Origin of the sequence: Novosphingobium sp. NDB2Meth1 (genome assembly GCF_900117425.1) — a bacterium.
GTDB lineage: Bacteria > Pseudomonadota > Alphaproteobacteria > Sphingomonadales > Sphingomonadaceae > Novosphingobium.
In genome coordinates this window covers 120,942-136,552 of record NZ_FPEH01000015.1, presented here as the reverse complement: position 1 = coordinate 136,552, position 15,611 = coordinate 120,942, and the positions used below count along the sequence as shown (strand labels likewise).

The following is a 15,611-nucleotide window of genomic DNA, read 5'->3' as shown; positions in this document are numbered from 1 at the left end:
GCCTGCTCAGCGTGCGCCTTCGTTCCAGAGCACCACGCGCAGCGTCTGGAGGAGGATCAGCAGGTCGAGGAACGGGCTGTAATTCTTGGCATAGTAGAGGTCGTATTCGAGCTTGTGGCGCGAATCCTCGATCGAGGCGCCATAGGGATAGTTGATCTGCGCCCAGCCGGTGATCCCCGGCTTCACCATGTGCCGCTCGGCGTAGTAGGGCAGCTTTTCCTCGAGGTCGGAGACGAACTCCGGCCGCTCGGGACGGGGGCCGACAAAGCTCATCTCACCCTTGAGCACGGTCCACGCCTGCGGCAGCTCGTCGATGCGCAACTTGCGGATCAGGCGGCCGACGCGGGTCACGCGCGGATCGTCCTTGGCGGCCCACTGCGCACCCGCCTTCTCGGCATCGGTGCGCATCGAACGCAGCTTGATCAGGCTGAAATTCTGCCCATAGAGCCCGACGCGGGTCTGGCGGAAGAAGGCCGGGCCGCGGCTGTCGAGCTTCACCAGAAGTGCGAAGAGCGCGATCACAGGCGCGGTCAGCAGCAGAAGCGCAAGGCTGGCGCAGATATCGAAAATGCGCTTCATCGCGCTCGAGATCATCCGGCCTGACGAGAACCCGTCCGAAAAGATCAGCCAGCTGGGATTGACCGTGTCGAGATCGACGCGTCCCGTCTCGCGCTCCATGAACGTCGAGAAATCGTTGACGTGGACACCGGTGGTCTTGATCCGCAGCAGATCTTTCAGCGGCAGCGCATTGCGCCGCTCCTCCAGCGCGAGCACCACTTCGCTGACGCCGAGGTTCTCGACATAGCGGGTCAGGTTGTGGATCGCATTGCGGTTGATCGCTTCCTTGATCACCGGGGCGCTGTCGCTCATGCCGATGAAGCCGACGATGACGAAACCCGCCTCGATCCGCTCACCGAGCTGGCGCAGCCGCTCCGCCCGGTCGCCTGCCCCCAGCACCAGCACGCGCCGCCGGAACACCGCCGTGCCGAGCAGGCCGCCGAGCAGGATGCGGATGAACACCAGCAGCACCATTGCGATGAACATCGCGTAGAACAGGTTCGATCGCCACAAGGTGTGGCCGGGCAGCAGGAAGTAGACGACCGAGAGCGCAATGATGCCAAGGCTGATCGCCACCAGCAGCCGCGCGGTGGCATAGCGCATCGAGCGCAGGGCGTCCGATCCGTAGACCCCGACCGCGATCATCGCCAGCTGGACCAGGCCGGCAAAGATGAGCAGCGGCATCCACCGGTCGGCCAGCACGCCGCTGTCGATCCCGATCTGGTGCGCGCGGACCGACCAGCCAAGCTCTCCCGAGGCGATCAGCAGAACGAAATCCAGCAGTGCCAGCAGGAACACCGCGTTCGGGATGTAGAGTTTGAACAGCCGGATCATGCGGAAGACATACGCGCAAAGGCGTAAACCGTCGGTAAACTTGACACCTCTCCGAAGGCATCCAAGCGCCCGAAATCAAGGAAAACGTGCCGCCGCGGCCTCGCGCACTGCCGATTTGTCGGCGCGTTTTACAAATCCGGTCAGTTCTGCGGTGCAGTCTTGTCAGCCGCCTTCTCCGCCGCGTCGCCCGCCTTTGATGCAGCCTTGCCGACATCATGCGCGGCTTCGGCGACGGCGTTGTTCTAGCGCGCATCGCTCATGACAGCTTCCTTCCATTGCACCCACCGCATGGGAGTAATCCACTGGGGCGCACCGATGTTCCGCCAAAAGGCGCACATCGCACTGGCGCCCGCTGCCGTGCGGTGTCATGTTGCCGGCCATGCGGGAGAAGGAATTGCGGCTCGCACTGGTCTGCTACGGCGGCATCAGCCTTGCGGTCTACATGCACGGCGTCACCAAGGAAATCTGGTACGCCACGCGCGCCAGCCGCGCGTTTCATGAGGAAAGCCCGCCGAGTTCCGGGGCGGAGGCGGTCTATCGCCGCATGCTCGACACGCTGGTTTCCACGCGCGACCTCAAGCTGCGCATCCTGCCCGACATCATCTCGGGTGCAAGCGCAGGGGGGATCAACGGGGTCTTCCTTGCGCAGGCCTTGTCCAGCGGGCAGAGCCTTGAGCCGCTGACGACGCTATGGCTGGAGCGGGCCGACGTCGAGATCCTGCTCGATCCCGATGCGCGGCCATGGAGCCGTTTCGCCAAGTTCTGGGCGCAGCCGCTGGTGTGGTTCCTGCTCAAGCGCCCCGGCAATGTCGTCAGCCGCACAGTGGGTTCGGCCAGGACCCGCAAGGAAGTGCGCCTCAAGCTCTCGCATCTGATCCGCGCGCGCTGGTTCGCGCCGCCCTTCAGCGGCATCGGCTTCTCGCGCCTGCTCGCCGAAGCGCTCGATGCCATGGCGGAAACCGGAGGCAACACGCCGCCGCTGCTCCCCGCCGGCCACCCGCTCGACTTGCTCGTAACCGCGACCGACTTCAACGGCCACCTCGAAGACCTCAGGCTCAACAGCCCCCCAGTGGTCGAGGAAAGCGAACACCGCCTCGCCATCGGTTTCCGCCGCAATGCAGCTTCCGGCGCGGGCGAGGACATCGCCGAGCGCCCCGAACTCGTCTTTGCAGCGCGCTCCACCGCAAGCTTTCCGGGCGCTTTCCCCCCGCTGATGCTCGCGGAAATGGACCAGCTGACCCACGAGCGCGACCTTGCGTGGTATGGCCGCGAAGCCTTCCTCAAGCGCGTGATGCCGAGCCGCTGGAAGCGCGGCCAGCTTGCCGAAGTCGCGCTGGTGGATGGTGCAGTGCTCGTCAACCGCCCGTTTGCCCCCGCCATGGCGGTGCTGCGCGATCGCCCCGCCCAGCGAGAGGTGGACCGGCGCTTCGTATACATCGACCCCAGCCCCGACCGCATGCGCATGCCCGATCACATGGAGCGCTCGGTCGGCTTCTTCTCGGCGATCTTCGGTTCGCTGTCTTCGATCCCGCGCGAACAGCCGATCCGCGACAACCTCGAAGCGCTCGAAGCCCAATCGCGTGAACGCGCGCGCCTCCGGCTCATCGTCGATACCCTGCGCGGCGAGATCGATACGGCGGTCGAGCGCCTGTTCGGCTACACGTTCTTCTTCGATCAACCGAACCTGAAGCGCCTTACCGCATGGCGCGCCAAGGCCCAGCAGGCCGCCGCCGAACAGGCCGGATTCGCGTTCCACGGCTATGCGCAAGTCAAGCTCGCCGGCGTGGTCGCGGACCTGGCGCAAGTCGTCGAGGAAGCAATGATCGAGGTGCCCGAGCGCGGCGCCGTGGAAGCCGCGCTCTGGACGCACCTCGCCATGCTGGGGTTCGACCGCCTGGCCGAAGCCAAGGGCGGCGCGACGACGGAGGCCATCGCCTTCTTCCGTGCGCATGACCTTGCCTTCCGGGTGCGGCGCCTCAAGCTGCTGGCGCGGCGGCTGACGCAGGACTGGGAAGAAGCCGAAGGCATCTCGCTCGCCGAACGCGAGGCTGCGCGCGATATCGTCTACCACGCGCAGGCACTCTATCAGGCCAAGCAGACCGCGGCGGGTCTTGGCGAGGATTTTGCCGATGTTGCCGCCAAGGCACTGGTCCGCCCGGCCGCCGTCCTTGAGGAGATCGCCGCTCGCCGCGATCTCACCGGCATCGATCTTGTCGTCGATGCGATGATCGTCGAAGGCCTTGCCGCAATGAGCAAGCCGCTGCGCCGCCGCTTCCTCTATGCCTATCTCGGTTTCCCGTTCTACGATGTCGCCACCCTGCCGCTGCTGCAAGGCGAAGGCATGGGCGAATTCGATCCGGTCAAGGTCGACCGCATTTCGCCCGAAGACGCGATGTCGATCCGCACCGGCGGCACGAGCGCCTGCCTCAAGGGCATCGAATTCTTCCACTTCGGCGCGTTCTTCGCGCGGGCCTACCGCGAGAACGACTACCTTTGGGGCCGCCTCCACGGCGCTGAACGCACGGTGGACCTGATCGCCTCGACTGCCGAGCCGCCGCTGGCATACAGTGTGATCCGCAGCTTCAAGCGCGACGTATTCCTCGCCATCCTTGAAGAGGAAAAGCCGCGCCTGACCGCTGAGGCAGGCATGGTCGATGGCGTGATTGCGGAAGTGCACGCGATGTTTGCCGAGAGCTGAGTTCAGCCAGATCCGCTGTGGCTCACCCTATCCCGTGCCGCCTGCCCCGGACCGCTCATGCTGAGCTTGTCGAAGCATCATCCTCGACGGTCGCGCCAGCACCCTTCGACAAGCTCAGGGTGAGCGGAACTGGGGTCGGAAGCGCAGCCGAACCTCGTGAAGACTCAGCGACCAATGTGCGCCTGACCTGAGCGCTCACTCCGTCAGATCGTTCCACGCATCCTTGATCCTGTCAAAGAACCCCTTTGATTGCGGGGTTTCCTCGCCCGTCTCGGTCGCCTGGAACTCGCGCAGCAACTCCCGCTGGCGCGCGGAGAGCTTCGTCGGCGTCTCGACCTGAATCTCGATCACCAGATCGCCAGCGCCCCGGCCCTGCAGCACGGGCATGCCTGCCCCGCGCTTGCGCAGCTGCTTGCCGGACTGGATGCCGGCCGGGATCTCGATCCTGTGCCGCGCCCCGTCGAGGCCCGGAATCTCGATCTCGCCGCCCAGCGCCGCCTTGGTGAAGCTGATCGGGCAGCGCGTGAGCAAGGTCGTGCCCTCGCGCTCAAACATGCGGTGGCGCTTCACATGGAGGAAGATGTAGAGGTCGCCCGCCGGTGAACCGAACGGCCCGGCCTCGCCCTTCCCCGCAACGCGGATGCGCGTGCCGTTGTCGACACCTGCCGGGATCTGGACTTCGAGCTTCTGCTCGGCATCGACGCGGCCCTCGCCGCGGCAGCTCTTGCAGGGGCTCTCGATCACTTCGCCGCGGCCGTGGCAGGTCGGGCAGGTGCGCTCGACCATGAAGAAGCCCTGCTGCGCGCGCACCTTGCCGTGTCCGCCGCACAAGTTGCAGCGCCTTGCCGAGGTACCGGGCGTCGCGCCGGTGCCGCCGCAAGGCTGGCAGCTCTGCGCCACTTCGACCGCGATCTCCGCCGACTTGCCGTGGAACGCGTCCTCGAGCGTGATTTCCATGTCGTAGCGCAGGTCCGCGCCGCGCCGCGCCTGCTGGCGCCCGCCGCCGCCGAATGCGCCCCCGAAGATGGTCTCGAAGATATCGCCGAGATCGCCAAAATCGCCGCCGCCCGCAAAGCCGCCGCCGCCCCCACCGCCGCCCTGCTGGAACGCGGCATGGCCATAGCGATCATAGGCCGCCCGCTTCTGCGGATCGGAGAGGCAGGCATAGGCCTCGTTGATCTGCTTGAACTTGGCTTCGCTGTCCTGGCAGCCCGGATTCTTGTCCGGGTGATACTTCATCGCCAGCTTGCGATAGGCGGACTTGAGGACTTTCTCGTCCGCGGTGCGCTCGACTTCGAGCAGCTCGTAGAAATCAATCTCTGCCGACATTGCGGTCCCACCTCAAGGCGACCGGCCCGCCACCATGCCTCATACGAGGCAGGCAGCGGGCCGGCTCAGCGCAACATCACTTGGTGTCGTCGACTTCCGAGAACTCGGCGTCGACCACGTCCTCGGCACCCTTCGGAGCCTCGGAGCCCGGAGAAGCCGCAGCAGCCTGCTCCTTCTCGTAGATCGCCTGGCCCATCTTCATCGCCTTTTCGGTGAGCGCCTGGGTCTTGGCGTTCATATCGGCCGGGTCGCCGCCCTCGATCGCCTTCTTGGCGTCGGCAATGGCTTCCTCGATCTCGGCCTTCAGCGAAGCGTCGATCTTGTCGCCGTTCTCTTCCAGCTGGCACTCGGTCGCGTGGACAAGGCTGTCGGCGTTGTTGCGCGCCTCGGCCGCCTCGCGGCGCTTCTTGTCCTCTTCGGCAAACTTCTCGGCATCGCGCACCATCTGCTCGATGTCGCTGTCCGAAAGGCCGCCCGAGGCCTGGATGCGGATCTGCTGCTCCTTGCCGGTACCCTTGTCCTTCGCGCTTACGTTCACGATACCGTTCGCGTCGATGTCGAAGGTGACTTCGATCTGCGGCACGCCGCGCCGCGCCGGCGGAATACCGACGAGATCGAACTGGCCTAGCAGCTTGTTGTCCTGCGCCATCTCGCGCTCGCCCTGGAACACGCGGATCGTCACCGCCTGCTGGTTGTCCTCGGCGGTCGAGTAGACCTGGCTCTTCTTGGTCGGGATCGTCGTGTTGCGGTCGATCATCTTGGTCATGATGCCGCCAAGCGTCTCGATGCCCAGCGAAAGCGGGGTCACGTCGAGCAGCAGCACATCCTTGACGTCGCCCTGCAGCACGCCGGCCTGGATCGCCGCGCCCATGGCGACGACTTCGTCCGGGTTCACGCCGGTGTGCGGATCCTTGCCGAAGAACTCCTTCACCACTTCGCGCACGCGCGGCATGCGGGTCATGCCGCCCACGAGCACGACGTCGTCGATGTCCTTCGCGGTCACGCCCGCATCGGCCAGCGCCTTGCGGCAGGGCTCAAGCGTGCGCTCGATCAGCTTGGCGACCAGCTTTTCAAGATCCGAACGCGTCACCGTCTCGACGAGGTGCAGCGGGGTGGTGCTGCCGCCTTCCATGCGCGCGGTGATGAACGGCAGGTTGATCTCGGTCGTCTGTGCGCTCGAAAGCTCGATCTTGGCCTTTTCGGCCGCTTCCTTCAGGCGCTGCAGCGCCAGCTTGTCGGTGCGGAGATCCATGTTCTCCTTCGACTTGAACTTGTCCGCGAGGTACTCGACCAGCACGTTGTCGAAGTCTTCACCGCCGAGGAAGGTGTCGCCGTTGGTGGACTTCACCTCGAACACGCCGTCGCCGATCTCGAGCACCGAGATATCGAATGTGCCGCCGCCAAGGTCGTAGACCGCGATGGTCTTGCCGTCCTGCTTGTCGAGGCCATAGGCGAGCGCGGCCGCGGTCGGCTCGTTGATGATGCGCAGCACTTCAAGGCCCGCGATCTGGCCGGCATCCTTGGTCGCCTGGCGCTGCGCGTCGTTGAAGTAGGCGGGTACGGTGATCACCGCCTGCGTCACGGTCTCGCCGAGGTAGCTTTCGGCGGTTTCCTTCATCTTCTGCAGGATGAAGGCCGAAATCTGCGAGGGGCTGTAGTCTTCGCCGCCCGCCTTGACCCAGGCGTCGCCGTTCTTGCCCTTGACGATGCCATAGGGAACCAGCGCCATGTCCTTCTGGGTCATGGGATCCTCAAAGCGGCGACCGATCAGGCGCTTCACCGCGAAGATCGTGTTGTCAGGGTTGGTCACGGCCTGGCGCTTGGCCGGCTGCCCGATCAGGCGCTCGCCATCCTTGGTGAAAGCGACGATCGAGGGCGTCGTGCGCGCGCCTTCGGAATTTTCGATGACCTTCGAAGTGCCGCCGTCCATCACCGCGATGCAGCTGTTGGTCGTGCCGAGGTCGATACCGATAACTTTAGCCATGTCGTCCTGTTTCCTTGCCCTTTGGACGCTGCGGGTGCGGCCCCCCGAACCGGGCAAGCCTTCGTCTATGCAGCTCCTTCACAGGGCGATATAGGTCGCCTTCTTTCCGGGACAAGGCCTGCGCCTGCGCCTATATTACGTCTCGATTCAAGACTGGAGAGCGCCTCGATGCCCCCCGTTCGTTCCCTTGCCCTTGCCTCTGCCGCCGCCGCGAGCCTCATGATGCTCTCGGCCTGCAGCGGTAGCGCGCCCGAAGCCGGTGCCAGCACCGCAGCCGCCCCCGGAGGCGCAGCAAACCCTGCCGCACCCGACAACGCGCCGAATGTCAGCGTGATCGAACCGGTGATCAAGCTGCCCGCAGTGCCCGGCAACCCGGGCGTGCTCTATTTCACCATCCAGCAGACGGCGGGCAAGGCCAACACCCTTGTCGCCGTCCACGTCGACGGCGCCGGCCGCGCGCAGATGCACCAAAGCAAGACCGAGAACGGAGTCTCCACGATGGAACCGGTCAACGCGGTCGAATTCAGCGAAAGCCAGCCCGCCGAGTTCAAGGCCGGTGGCTATCACGTCATGCTGTTCGATCTCGCCAATACGGTAAAGCCGGGCAAGGATGTCGAAGTCACCTTCACCCTCGCCAACGGCGACAAGGTCAGCACCTTCGCCAAGGTTGAGGAAACCGGCGCAATGGAAGGCATGATGGACCACATGTGAGCGTCCACACGCTTCCGCCCGGCGCCGAACGGTCCCTCACGCCGGGCGAGCTGGTCTTAGCGCACAGCGTCTTCGGCGATGCCATCGATCTCGCGCCGGTGCGCATCCGCCGCTGGCGCTGGTTCCCGTTCCAGCCGCGCGGGACCGTCATGGCGCCGATGGGGCACATCCATTTCCATCCCGCCGGGCCGCATTATCGTGACGATTTCAGCTCGGCTCCGCTCGGCCTGCAAAGCCTGTTCATCCACGAACTCGTCCACGTCTGGCAGAGCCAGCAGCGCGGCCGTTTCTACCTGCCGCTGATGCGCCACCCGTTGTGCCGCTACGAGTACCAGTTCAATCCGGCACGGCGCTTCTCCGCCTACGGTATCGAACAGCAGGCTGAACTGGTCGCGCACGCCTTTCTCGCAGCCCAAGGGGCACCGCACCCGGCGGCGCCCCCGCTTGCGTCACTGCAATCCGTCCTGCCGTTCCCAATTAGCCTCGCCTGACCAGCCTCAGCAGCGGACCTCGTACTCGTTGCCATAGCGGTCATGGCGATAGCAGCGGCCGTGCTTTTTGATCAGCGAGCCGCCCAGCGCGCCCGCCGCCGCGCCGATCGCGGCTCCGGTGCCGACATCGCCGCCGCTCGCGCCGCCCAGCAAGGCGCCGGCTGCGGCGCCACCCAGCGCGCCCTCCCCGGCATAGTTGCGCGCGCAGCCCGCCGTGGAAAGCGCGGCAAGAGCCATGACTGGAAGAAGGAACTTGCGGTTCATCGTTCGGTCTCCTCAAGGCCCGCCTCAAGGTCACAAACGCCTGCCCGCAGTTCCGGTTCCGCCACGCGAAAGCCCGTCTGGCCGGATCTGGCGCGAATGCGCCCAGCCGTGGCATTTTTGCCGCGCAGGAGAAGGACCGCCGAAATGCCCCACGCCGTCGACACCCACACCATTCTCGATGCCGCCGCCGCCGCGCGCGGGGGCGTGCGCAATGTGTTTGACGACATCGACCCGACACGCCTCGCCCACATCTGTGTCGACATGCAGAACGGGTTCATGGAGGAAGGCTCGCCGGTCGAAGTCCCCATGGCGCGGGAGATCGTCGGCAACATCAACCGCATCAGCGACGCCGTCCGCAAAGCAGGCGGACTCAACGTGTTCCTGCGCTTCACCACGCCCGATGCAGCAAGCTGGTCGGTTTTCGTCCGCCGCCTCGGTGAAGGCGCCGCCACCCACCGTGCCGCCTTCACGCCAGGCGCGCACTACCACGATTTCTGGCCCGCGCTCGATGTTCAGCCCGGCGATGCAGTCGTCGACAAGCACCGCTTCAGCGGCTTCACCCCCGGCACCAGCGACCTCGACGCCGTGCTCAAGGCGCGCGGGATCGATACCGTGGTGATCACCGGCACGCTCACCAACTGCTGCTGCGAAAGCACTGCGCGCGATGCGATGCAATTCAACTACCGCGTGCTGTTTGCAGGCGATGCCAATGCCGCGCTGACCGACGCCGAACACGCCGCCACGCTGCACAGCATGGCGTTCGTGTTCGCTGATCTTTACGATACGGACGAGGTCGTGGCGCTGCTGCGCTGAATAACCAAAGTTTTTACACCAACCCGCTCATGCTGAGCTTGTCGAAGCATCAAGCACAACGGCAGCGCCAGCACCCTTCGACAAGCTCAGGGTGAGCGGATTGGGGGATTGGATCAAACGGAAATCAGCCTCAATCCGGCTTCTTCGCCACCGCCACCATCGCTGCGCGCAGCAGGCGGTCCTTGATCATGTAGCCGGCCTGCAGTTCCTGCAGCACCGTGCCCGGCTCCACATCGGCCGACGGAATCTCCAGCATGGCTTGATGCTGGTGCGGATCGAGCGGCAGGCCCTTGGCGGCAATCCGGCTGATGCCGTGGCTGGCGAACACCTTCTCGATCTCGCGGCCCGTGGCTTCCAGCCCCGCCACGAGGTTCTTCATCTTGTCGTCCTCGCGCAGCTCCGCCGGGATCGATTCGAGCGCGCGCGAGAGGTTGTCGGCGACCGACAGAATGTCGCGGGCGAACGAGGTCGCGGCATAGGCGCGCGTATCGGCCACTTCCTTTTCCATGCGGCGACGTACGTTCTGCGTCTCGGCCTTGGCATAGAGTACGTCCTGTTTGGCCGCCTCGAGATCGCTCTTCAGCGCCTCCACCACATCGGCCAGCGCATCGCCACCCTCCGTCAGTTCAGAGGGCACACCCTCCAGCTCGGCAGCCACTTCGGCATCCTGCGGGCGCGTGTCGTTCTCAGTCATTTTCTACCAAATCCGTCCTGGGTGATGATCCTGCTCAAGGATTGAGCCGTGAAATCAACCATGGGGACAACCCGCGCATAATTCAACCGCGTCGGTCCGATAACGCCGACAACGCCCACCACGCGCCCCTCCCCGTCGCGCCACGGCGCCGCGATCACCGAGGAGCCCGAAAGCGAGAACAGCCGGTTCTCGCTGCCGATGAAAATGCGCGCGCTGTCCGCTTCGCGCGCAGCATCGAGCACGCCCGCGATGGCTTCCGCGCTTTCCAGTTCGTCGAGCAATTGCCGCACCCGCTCGATATCTCCAAGCGCGGCTTCATCAAGCAAGTTGGCCTGCCCGCGCACCACCAGCACCGGCCGCTGCGCCGCGTCGCGGCTCCACACCGCAAGCCCTCTCTCCACCAGCGCAGCACTCGCAGTATCTAGCGCCGAGCGCCCACCCGCAATCTCCGCGCGGATGAGCTGCAGGGCCTCGCCCAGCGTACGGCCTGCCACGCGCGCCGTCAGGTAATTCCCCGCCTGCTCCAGCGTCACCGCACTGGCCGAGCCGGGCAGATCGATCACCCGGTTCTCGACGCTCCCGTCATCGCCCACCAGCACGACGAGTGCGCGCCCTTGCCCCAGTGGCACGAACGAAACCTGCGCCAGCCGAACCTCGCGCCGCGGCACCATGACCACGCCCGCCGCCGCCGAAAGATCGGACAGCGCCGAACTAGCCGCCGCCAGTGCCGCCTCGATCGTGCCGCCTTCCGCCAGCCCCCGCTCGATCTGCGCGCGGTCGGCCGCAGATGGCTCAGCCACTTGCATGATCCCGTCGACAAACAGCCTGAGGCCCACCTCCGTTGGCATCCGCCCCGCGCTGGTATGCGGCGCCGCCAGGAGCCCCGCATCCTGCAGTTCCTGCAAGACCGAACGGATCGAGGCAGGCGAAAGCGCCACGCCGCCGCTCCCCGCCAAGGTGCGCGAACCGACCGGATGGCCGCTGGCGATATAGCCCTCGACCACCAGCCGGAAGATTTCGCGAGCGCGCGTGGAAAGTTCGGTCAGACCGGGTCCTGCCATGCCCCATATCTAGGGCAGATTCGCCGGCCATGAAAGGGATCGGCGTCCCCGCCTTTTCGTGAGGAGGGGCCTTCCCTTCCGCTACCGGCTGGCTAAAGGCTGCGGAAACATTGAGCAAAGGAAGTTCCCATGCGTCCCTCAGGCCGCGCCGCAGATGAAATGCGCGCCATCACTGTCGAAACCGGCTTCACCAAGCACGCCGAAGGCTCCGTGCTGATCGGCTTCGGCGATACCAAGGTGCTCGTCACGGCCTCGGTGGAAGAGCGCGTGCCGCCGTTCATGCGCGGCAAGGGCGAAGGCTGGGTCACGGCGGAATACTCGATGCTCCCCCGCGCCACCCACACGCGCGGCAGCCGTGAAGCGGCCAAGGGCAAGCAATCGGGTCGCACGCAGGAAATCCAGCGCCTGATCGGCCGCTCCTTGCGCGCCGTCACCGATCTCAAGAAGCTCGGCGAACGCCAGATTACCTTGGACTGCGACGTCATCCAGGCCGATGGCGGCACCCGCACCGCCTCGATCTCCGGCGCATGGATCGCGCTGCGCCTTGCCGTGCAGAAACTGATGGACGCGGGTGCGATCTCCGAAGACCCGCTCACCCGCAAGGTCGCCGCGATTTCCTGCGGCATCCATCAGGGCACCCCGGTGCTCGATCTCGACTACATCGAGGACAGCTCGGCCGACGCCGATGCCAATTTCGTGCTGATCGAGGGCGGCCAAATCGCCGAAGTCCAGGCCACCGCCGAAGGCGCGACCTATGACGAGGAAGGCCTCCTGCGCCTCCTGCGCCTCGCCCGCATCGGCTGCGCCGAAATCTTCGCCGCGCAGGAAAAGGCCGTCTCGCGGTGACACGCCTGCTGGAGCCCGGAAAACTCGTCATCGCCACACACAACGCGGGCAAACTGCGCGAGATCCGGGCCCTGCTTGAACCTTACGGCATGGACTGCATTTCGGCCGGCGAACTCGGCCTGCCCGAGCCTGCCGAAACCGGCACGACTTTCGCCGAGAACGCGCTCATCAAGGCCCATGCCGCTGCAAGCACGGCAGGCCTGCCCGCACTCGCCGATGATTCCGGCCTCTGCGTCGCGGCCCTCAATGGCGCCCCCGGCGTCTACACCGCCGACTGGGCCGAAGCCGCGCCCTTCGAAGGCGGTCCGGGCCGCGATTGGTACATGGCCATGGGCAAAGTCGAGGGCAAACTCGCCGAGCTCGGCCCGGATACCCCGCGCAACTGCTGGTTCGCCTGCGTCCTAGCGATCGCATGGCCTGATGGCCGCGAGGCCGTGTTCGAAGGCCGTGCCATGGGCACGCTCACCTGGCCGCCACGCGGCACGATGGGCTTCGGCTACGATCCCGTCTTCGTGCCCTCAGGCGATACGCGCACCTTCGCCGAGCTCGACCCCGCCGAGAAGCACAGGATCAGCCACCGCGCCGACGCTTTTTCGAAGCTCGTTTCTTCGGCGCTGACGGACTGACCGTCGCCGGAGCCGCTCCGGCTGGAGCAGTCGCGGCCTTGGCCAGCCGATCCGCCGCCTTGTAGTCGTAGACCTGCTGGCCGATGACATTGCCCGCCGGCAAGTAGCGGCAGACAAGATAATCACTGCGCGGATTGCTGGCGATCGCGCAGCCCACCTCGCGCGTGTCCTTCCACACGATCTGCGTGTAGTGGCCCACATCTGTCCATTGGCCGGTGGTCGAAACGTCGGGGAACTTGCTCCGCCTGAACAGCTTCCCCTCGTCGATGAAGAAGCCGATCATCTCCTCGGGCGTGTAATCGTCCTTGGTCCCGGTCCAGAGGTTCTCCCCCTCGCCGCCATCAGCCCCGACCGGGGCGTGCTCGAACATGTCGGAGGTTGCGAGCGTCTGCGCCCACTTCTTCGCATGCTCGGAAAGCTTCGCGCTCCACACAAGCGGCTTCAGTCCCAGCCGAATTCGCTCGGCGTTATGGGCTACGAGCAAGCGAGGTCCCACTGTTTCCATCGGAGTGACGGCAACCTGCGCCGCCGCTGGCGATGCGGCAACAAGGCAAACGAAAGTAACGAGCCCAAGCGCTGCATGTTTTGGCATAACCGCTGTCCCCAAGGCTTTGGCCCTTGACTTTGCCCGCCCGACTCAGGCTGGAAAGAAGCATGGCCTTTGCCCTCTATATCCACTGGCCGTTCTGCCTCGCCAAGTGCCCATACTGCGATTTCAATAGCCATGTCCGTGAGGGCATCGACGCAGCCGAGTGGCAGCATGCGCTGCTTGCCGACATGGCCCATGAAGCCGCGCTGACCGGCGGGCGGGAGCTCACCTCGATCTTCTTCGGCGGCGGCACGCCTTCGCTGATGCCGCCAGCGCTGGTCACTGCGCTGATCGAAGCCGCAAGCCGCCACTGGCGTTTTGCCGATGACATCGAGATCACGCTGGAGGCCAATCCCTCGTCAGTTGAAGCGGCCAACTTCGCGGCGCTGGCAGGTGCCGGTATCAACCGCGTCTCGCTCGGCCTGCAGGCGCTCGACGACAAGGCGCTCGCCTTCCTCGGCCGCCTCCACAATGCCTCCGAAGGCCTCGCCGCGCTGGACCTGGCGCAGCGCCATTTCGCCCGCGTCAGCTTCGATCTGATCTATGCCCGGCCCGATCACACGCCCGAATTGTGGGAGGCCGAACTTGCCCGCGCGCTCTCGCTTGGCACTGGTCACCTCTCGCTCTATCAGCTTACCATCGAGCCCGGCACCCGCTTCGCCACGCTGGTGCGCGAAGGCCGCTTTACCCCGCTCGACGACGACATGGCGGGCGATCTCTTCGCCCTCACCCGCGAGCGGACCGCTGCCGGCGGACTGCCCGCCTATGAGATCAGCAACCACGCCCGCCCCGGCGAGGAAAGCCGCCATAACCTCGTCTACTGGCGCTATCAGGACTACGTCGGCATCGGCCCCGGTGCCCACGGCCGGCGCGGCGGCTTCGCGACGGTGCGCCACAAGAAACCGGAAAACTATCTCAAAGCTGTCGCCGCCCAGCTCCACGGCATTGCCGAAATCCGCGAACTGGGTATCCGCGAGCAGGCCGCCGAAGCGATCCTCATGGGGCTGCGGCTTGGCGAAGGCATCGCCTCGGCTGTGCTGGCGCAGCGCTTCGGGCTTGCCGAAACTGACCTGATCGCCCCCGCCAAGCGCGCGTTCTACATCACGCAAGGCCTGCTCACCGAGCGCGGCGACCGCCTTGTCGTGACCGATGCCGGCATGCCGCTGCTCGATGGCCTACTCGGCGAGCTCGTCCCGGCCGGACTCGTGGCGGCATGAGCGTCGCTGACTTGCTCGAAGCCTGGGGCAACCACCTCGCCCTCGCCCGCCGCCGCTCCCCGCACACCGTCCGCGCCTATGTCGCCACTGCGGCGCGTTTTCTGGAAGTTCTGCCGCCTCCGCAGGACTGGTCCACACTTGCGAAGCTGGAAGTCGGCGACGTTCGCCGCCAGCTCGCTGAGCGCCGCGCCGATGGGCTCGGCAACGTATCAGCCGCGCGCGAACTGTCAGCGCTCAAGGCCTTCCTCGCCTTTGCCCGCACGCAAACCGGCGCGCCCGATGCGGCTACGCCCCGCCTGCGCGGCCCCCGCATCAAGAAGGGCCTGCCCCGCCCCGTCACGCCCGACGACGCGGTGAACCTCGCCGCGATGGTTGCGGACGAAGGCGCCGAACCATGGATCGGCGCCCGCGACCGCGCCGTCCTGCTGCTGCTCTACGGCGCAGGCCTGCGCATAGCCGAAGCGCTCTCGCTCACCGCCGCCGTCCTGCCATTGGGCGATGCACTCACCGTCACCGGCAAGGGCGGCCGCCAGCGGGTCGTCCCCATCCTGCCCATCGTGCAAGCGGCAGTGGAGGACTACGCCGCGAAGGTCCCCTACCCGCTCGAGCGCAGCGCTCCGCTGTTCCGCGGTGCCAAAGGCGGCCCGCTGGCGCAGGCGATGATCCAGCGCGCCGTCGCCCGGGCCCGCGTGGCCCTTGGTCTGCCGCCTACCGCCACACCCCACGCGCTGCGCCACAGCTTTGCCACGCACCTGCTGGGCGCTGGCGCAGACCTCAGGAGCCTGCAGGAACTGCTCGGCCACGCCAGCCTGTCCTCGACCCAGATCTACACCAAAGTCGATGCCGCAACGCTGCTTGATGTCTACCGCTCAGCACATCCGCGCGCCTGAAACGCC

15 protein-coding genes are annotated in these 15,611 nt (G+C 66.0%); 8 read left to right on the top strand and 7 right to left on the bottom strand.

Annotated features, from left to right (window positions below; genetic code table 11):
• Positions 1-6: 6 nt before the first annotated feature.
• A complete protein-coding gene (locus NDB2M1_RS10195) occupies positions 7-1,392 on the bottom strand; it encodes a TIGR03013 family XrtA/PEP-CTERM system glycosyltransferase (RefSeq protein ID WP_072381975.1) in 1,386 nt (461 codons plus the stop codon).
• 379 nt (positions 1,393-1,771) lie between these two features.
• Here NDB2M1_RS10195 and NDB2M1_RS10190 point away from each other — a divergent pair, with 379 nt between their 5' ends.
• Positions 1,772-4,090 (top strand): patatin-like protein, encoded by a 2,319-nt coding sequence (locus NDB2M1_RS10190; protein ID WP_072382605.1) that lies wholly within the window; start codon positions 1,772-1,774, stop codon positions 4,088-4,090.
• A 195-nt stretch (positions 4,091-4,285) separates the two neighbouring features.
• Here NDB2M1_RS10190 and dnaJ read toward each other — a convergent pair whose 3' ends face one another.
• Together dnaJ and dnaK are read right to left on the bottom strand one after the other, a co-directional pair.
• A complete protein-coding gene (gene dnaJ, locus NDB2M1_RS10185) occupies positions 4,286-5,419 on the bottom strand; it encodes a molecular chaperone DnaJ (RefSeq protein ID WP_072381973.1) in 1,134 nt (377 codons plus the stop codon).
• A gap of 76 nt (positions 5,420-5,495) precedes the next feature.
• Positions 5,496-7,403: a molecular chaperone DnaK gene (dnaK, locus tag NDB2M1_RS10180; protein WP_072381971.1), complete on the bottom strand. Its 1,908-nt coding sequence runs from the start codon at positions 7,401-7,403 to the stop codon at positions 5,496-5,498.
• A gap of 168 nt (positions 7,404-7,571) precedes the next feature.
• Here dnaK and NDB2M1_RS10175 point away from each other — a divergent pair, with 168 nt between their 5' ends.
• The gene (locus tag NDB2M1_RS10175; protein ID WP_083554783.1) at positions 7,572-8,114 is read left to right on the top strand and encodes a copper chaperone PCu(A)C; all 543 of its coding nucleotides are present in this window, start codon (positions 7,572-7,574) and stop codon (positions 8,112-8,114) included.
• The gene (locus tag NDB2M1_RS10170) at positions 8,111-8,605 is read left to right on the top strand and encodes a vgr related protein (RefSeq protein ID WP_072381965.1); all 495 of its coding nucleotides are present in this window, start codon (positions 8,111-8,113) and stop codon (positions 8,603-8,605) included. Before NDB2M1_RS10175 ends, NDB2M1_RS10170 begins: the two co-directional genes overlap by 4 nt.
• A 6-nt stretch (positions 8,606-8,611) precedes the next feature.
• Here the strand turns inward: NDB2M1_RS10170 and NDB2M1_RS10165 are convergent, their stop codons facing one another.
• Positions 8,612-8,869, bottom strand: a complete 258-nt coding sequence (locus tag NDB2M1_RS10165; protein WP_054121224.1) for a YMGG-like glycine zipper-containing protein — start codon at positions 8,867-8,869, stop codon at positions 8,612-8,614.
• A gap of 144 nt (positions 8,870-9,013) precedes the next feature.
• Between NDB2M1_RS10165 and NDB2M1_RS10160 the strand changes: the two genes are divergently transcribed.
• The gene (locus NDB2M1_RS10160) at positions 9,014-9,682 is read left to right on the top strand and encodes a cysteine hydrolase family protein (RefSeq protein WP_072381963.1); all 669 of its coding nucleotides are present in this window, start codon (positions 9,014-9,016) and stop codon (positions 9,680-9,682) included.
• A 130-nt stretch (positions 9,683-9,812) separates the two neighbouring features.
• Here NDB2M1_RS10160 and NDB2M1_RS10155 read toward each other — a convergent pair whose 3' ends face one another.
• Both NDB2M1_RS10155 and hrcA read right to left on the bottom strand, forming a co-directional pair.
• Positions 9,813-10,376: a nucleotide exchange factor GrpE gene (locus tag NDB2M1_RS10155; protein ID WP_054121222.1), complete on the bottom strand. Its 564-nt coding sequence runs from the start codon at positions 10,374-10,376 to the stop codon at positions 9,813-9,815.
• Entirely contained in the window at positions 10,373-11,437 is a 1,065-nt protein-coding gene (gene hrcA, locus NDB2M1_RS10150; RefSeq protein ID WP_054121221.1) for a heat-inducible transcriptional repressor HrcA, read from the bottom strand. The genes NDB2M1_RS10155 and hrcA overlap by 4 nt, the downstream gene beginning before the upstream one ends.
• Positions 11,438-11,566: 129 nt before the next feature.
• Here hrcA and rph point away from each other — a divergent pair, with 129 nt between their 5' ends.
• Positions 11,567-12,283 carry a ribonuclease PH gene (gene rph / locus NDB2M1_RS10145; protein ID WP_072381961.1) on the top strand — a complete coding sequence of 239 codons (717 nt, stop codon included), beginning with the start codon at positions 11,567-11,569 and terminating at the stop codon, positions 12,281-12,283.
• Positions 12,280-12,909 carry an RdgB/HAM1 family non-canonical purine NTP pyrophosphatase gene (gene rdgB / locus NDB2M1_RS10140; protein WP_072381959.1) on the top strand — a complete coding sequence of 210 codons (630 nt, stop codon included), beginning with the start codon at positions 12,280-12,282 and terminating at the stop codon, positions 12,907-12,909. The genes rph and rdgB overlap by 4 nt, the downstream gene beginning before the upstream one ends.
• Here the strand turns inward: rdgB and NDB2M1_RS10135 are convergent.
• Positions 12,854-13,393 carry a CAP domain-containing protein gene (locus NDB2M1_RS10135; RefSeq protein WP_072381957.1) on the bottom strand — a complete coding sequence of 180 codons (540 nt, stop codon included), beginning with the start codon at positions 13,391-13,393 and terminating at the stop codon, positions 12,854-12,856. The genes rdgB and NDB2M1_RS10135 overlap by 56 nt on opposite strands.
• A 170-nt stretch (positions 13,394-13,563) precedes the next feature.
• Between NDB2M1_RS10135 and hemW the strand changes: the two genes are divergently transcribed.
• Together hemW and NDB2M1_RS10125 are read left to right on the top strand one after the other, a co-directional pair.
• Positions 13,564-14,715: a radical SAM family heme chaperone HemW gene (hemW, locus tag NDB2M1_RS10130; RefSeq protein WP_054121218.1), complete on the top strand. Its 1,152-nt coding sequence runs from the start codon at positions 13,564-13,566 to the stop codon at positions 14,713-14,715.
• The gene (locus NDB2M1_RS10125) at positions 14,712-15,605 is read left to right on the top strand and encodes a tyrosine recombinase XerC (RefSeq protein ID WP_072381955.1); all 894 of its coding nucleotides are present in this window, start codon (positions 14,712-14,714) and stop codon (positions 15,603-15,605) included. Before hemW ends, NDB2M1_RS10125 begins: the two co-directional genes overlap by 4 nt.
• Positions 15,606-15,611: the final 6 nt, after the last annotated feature.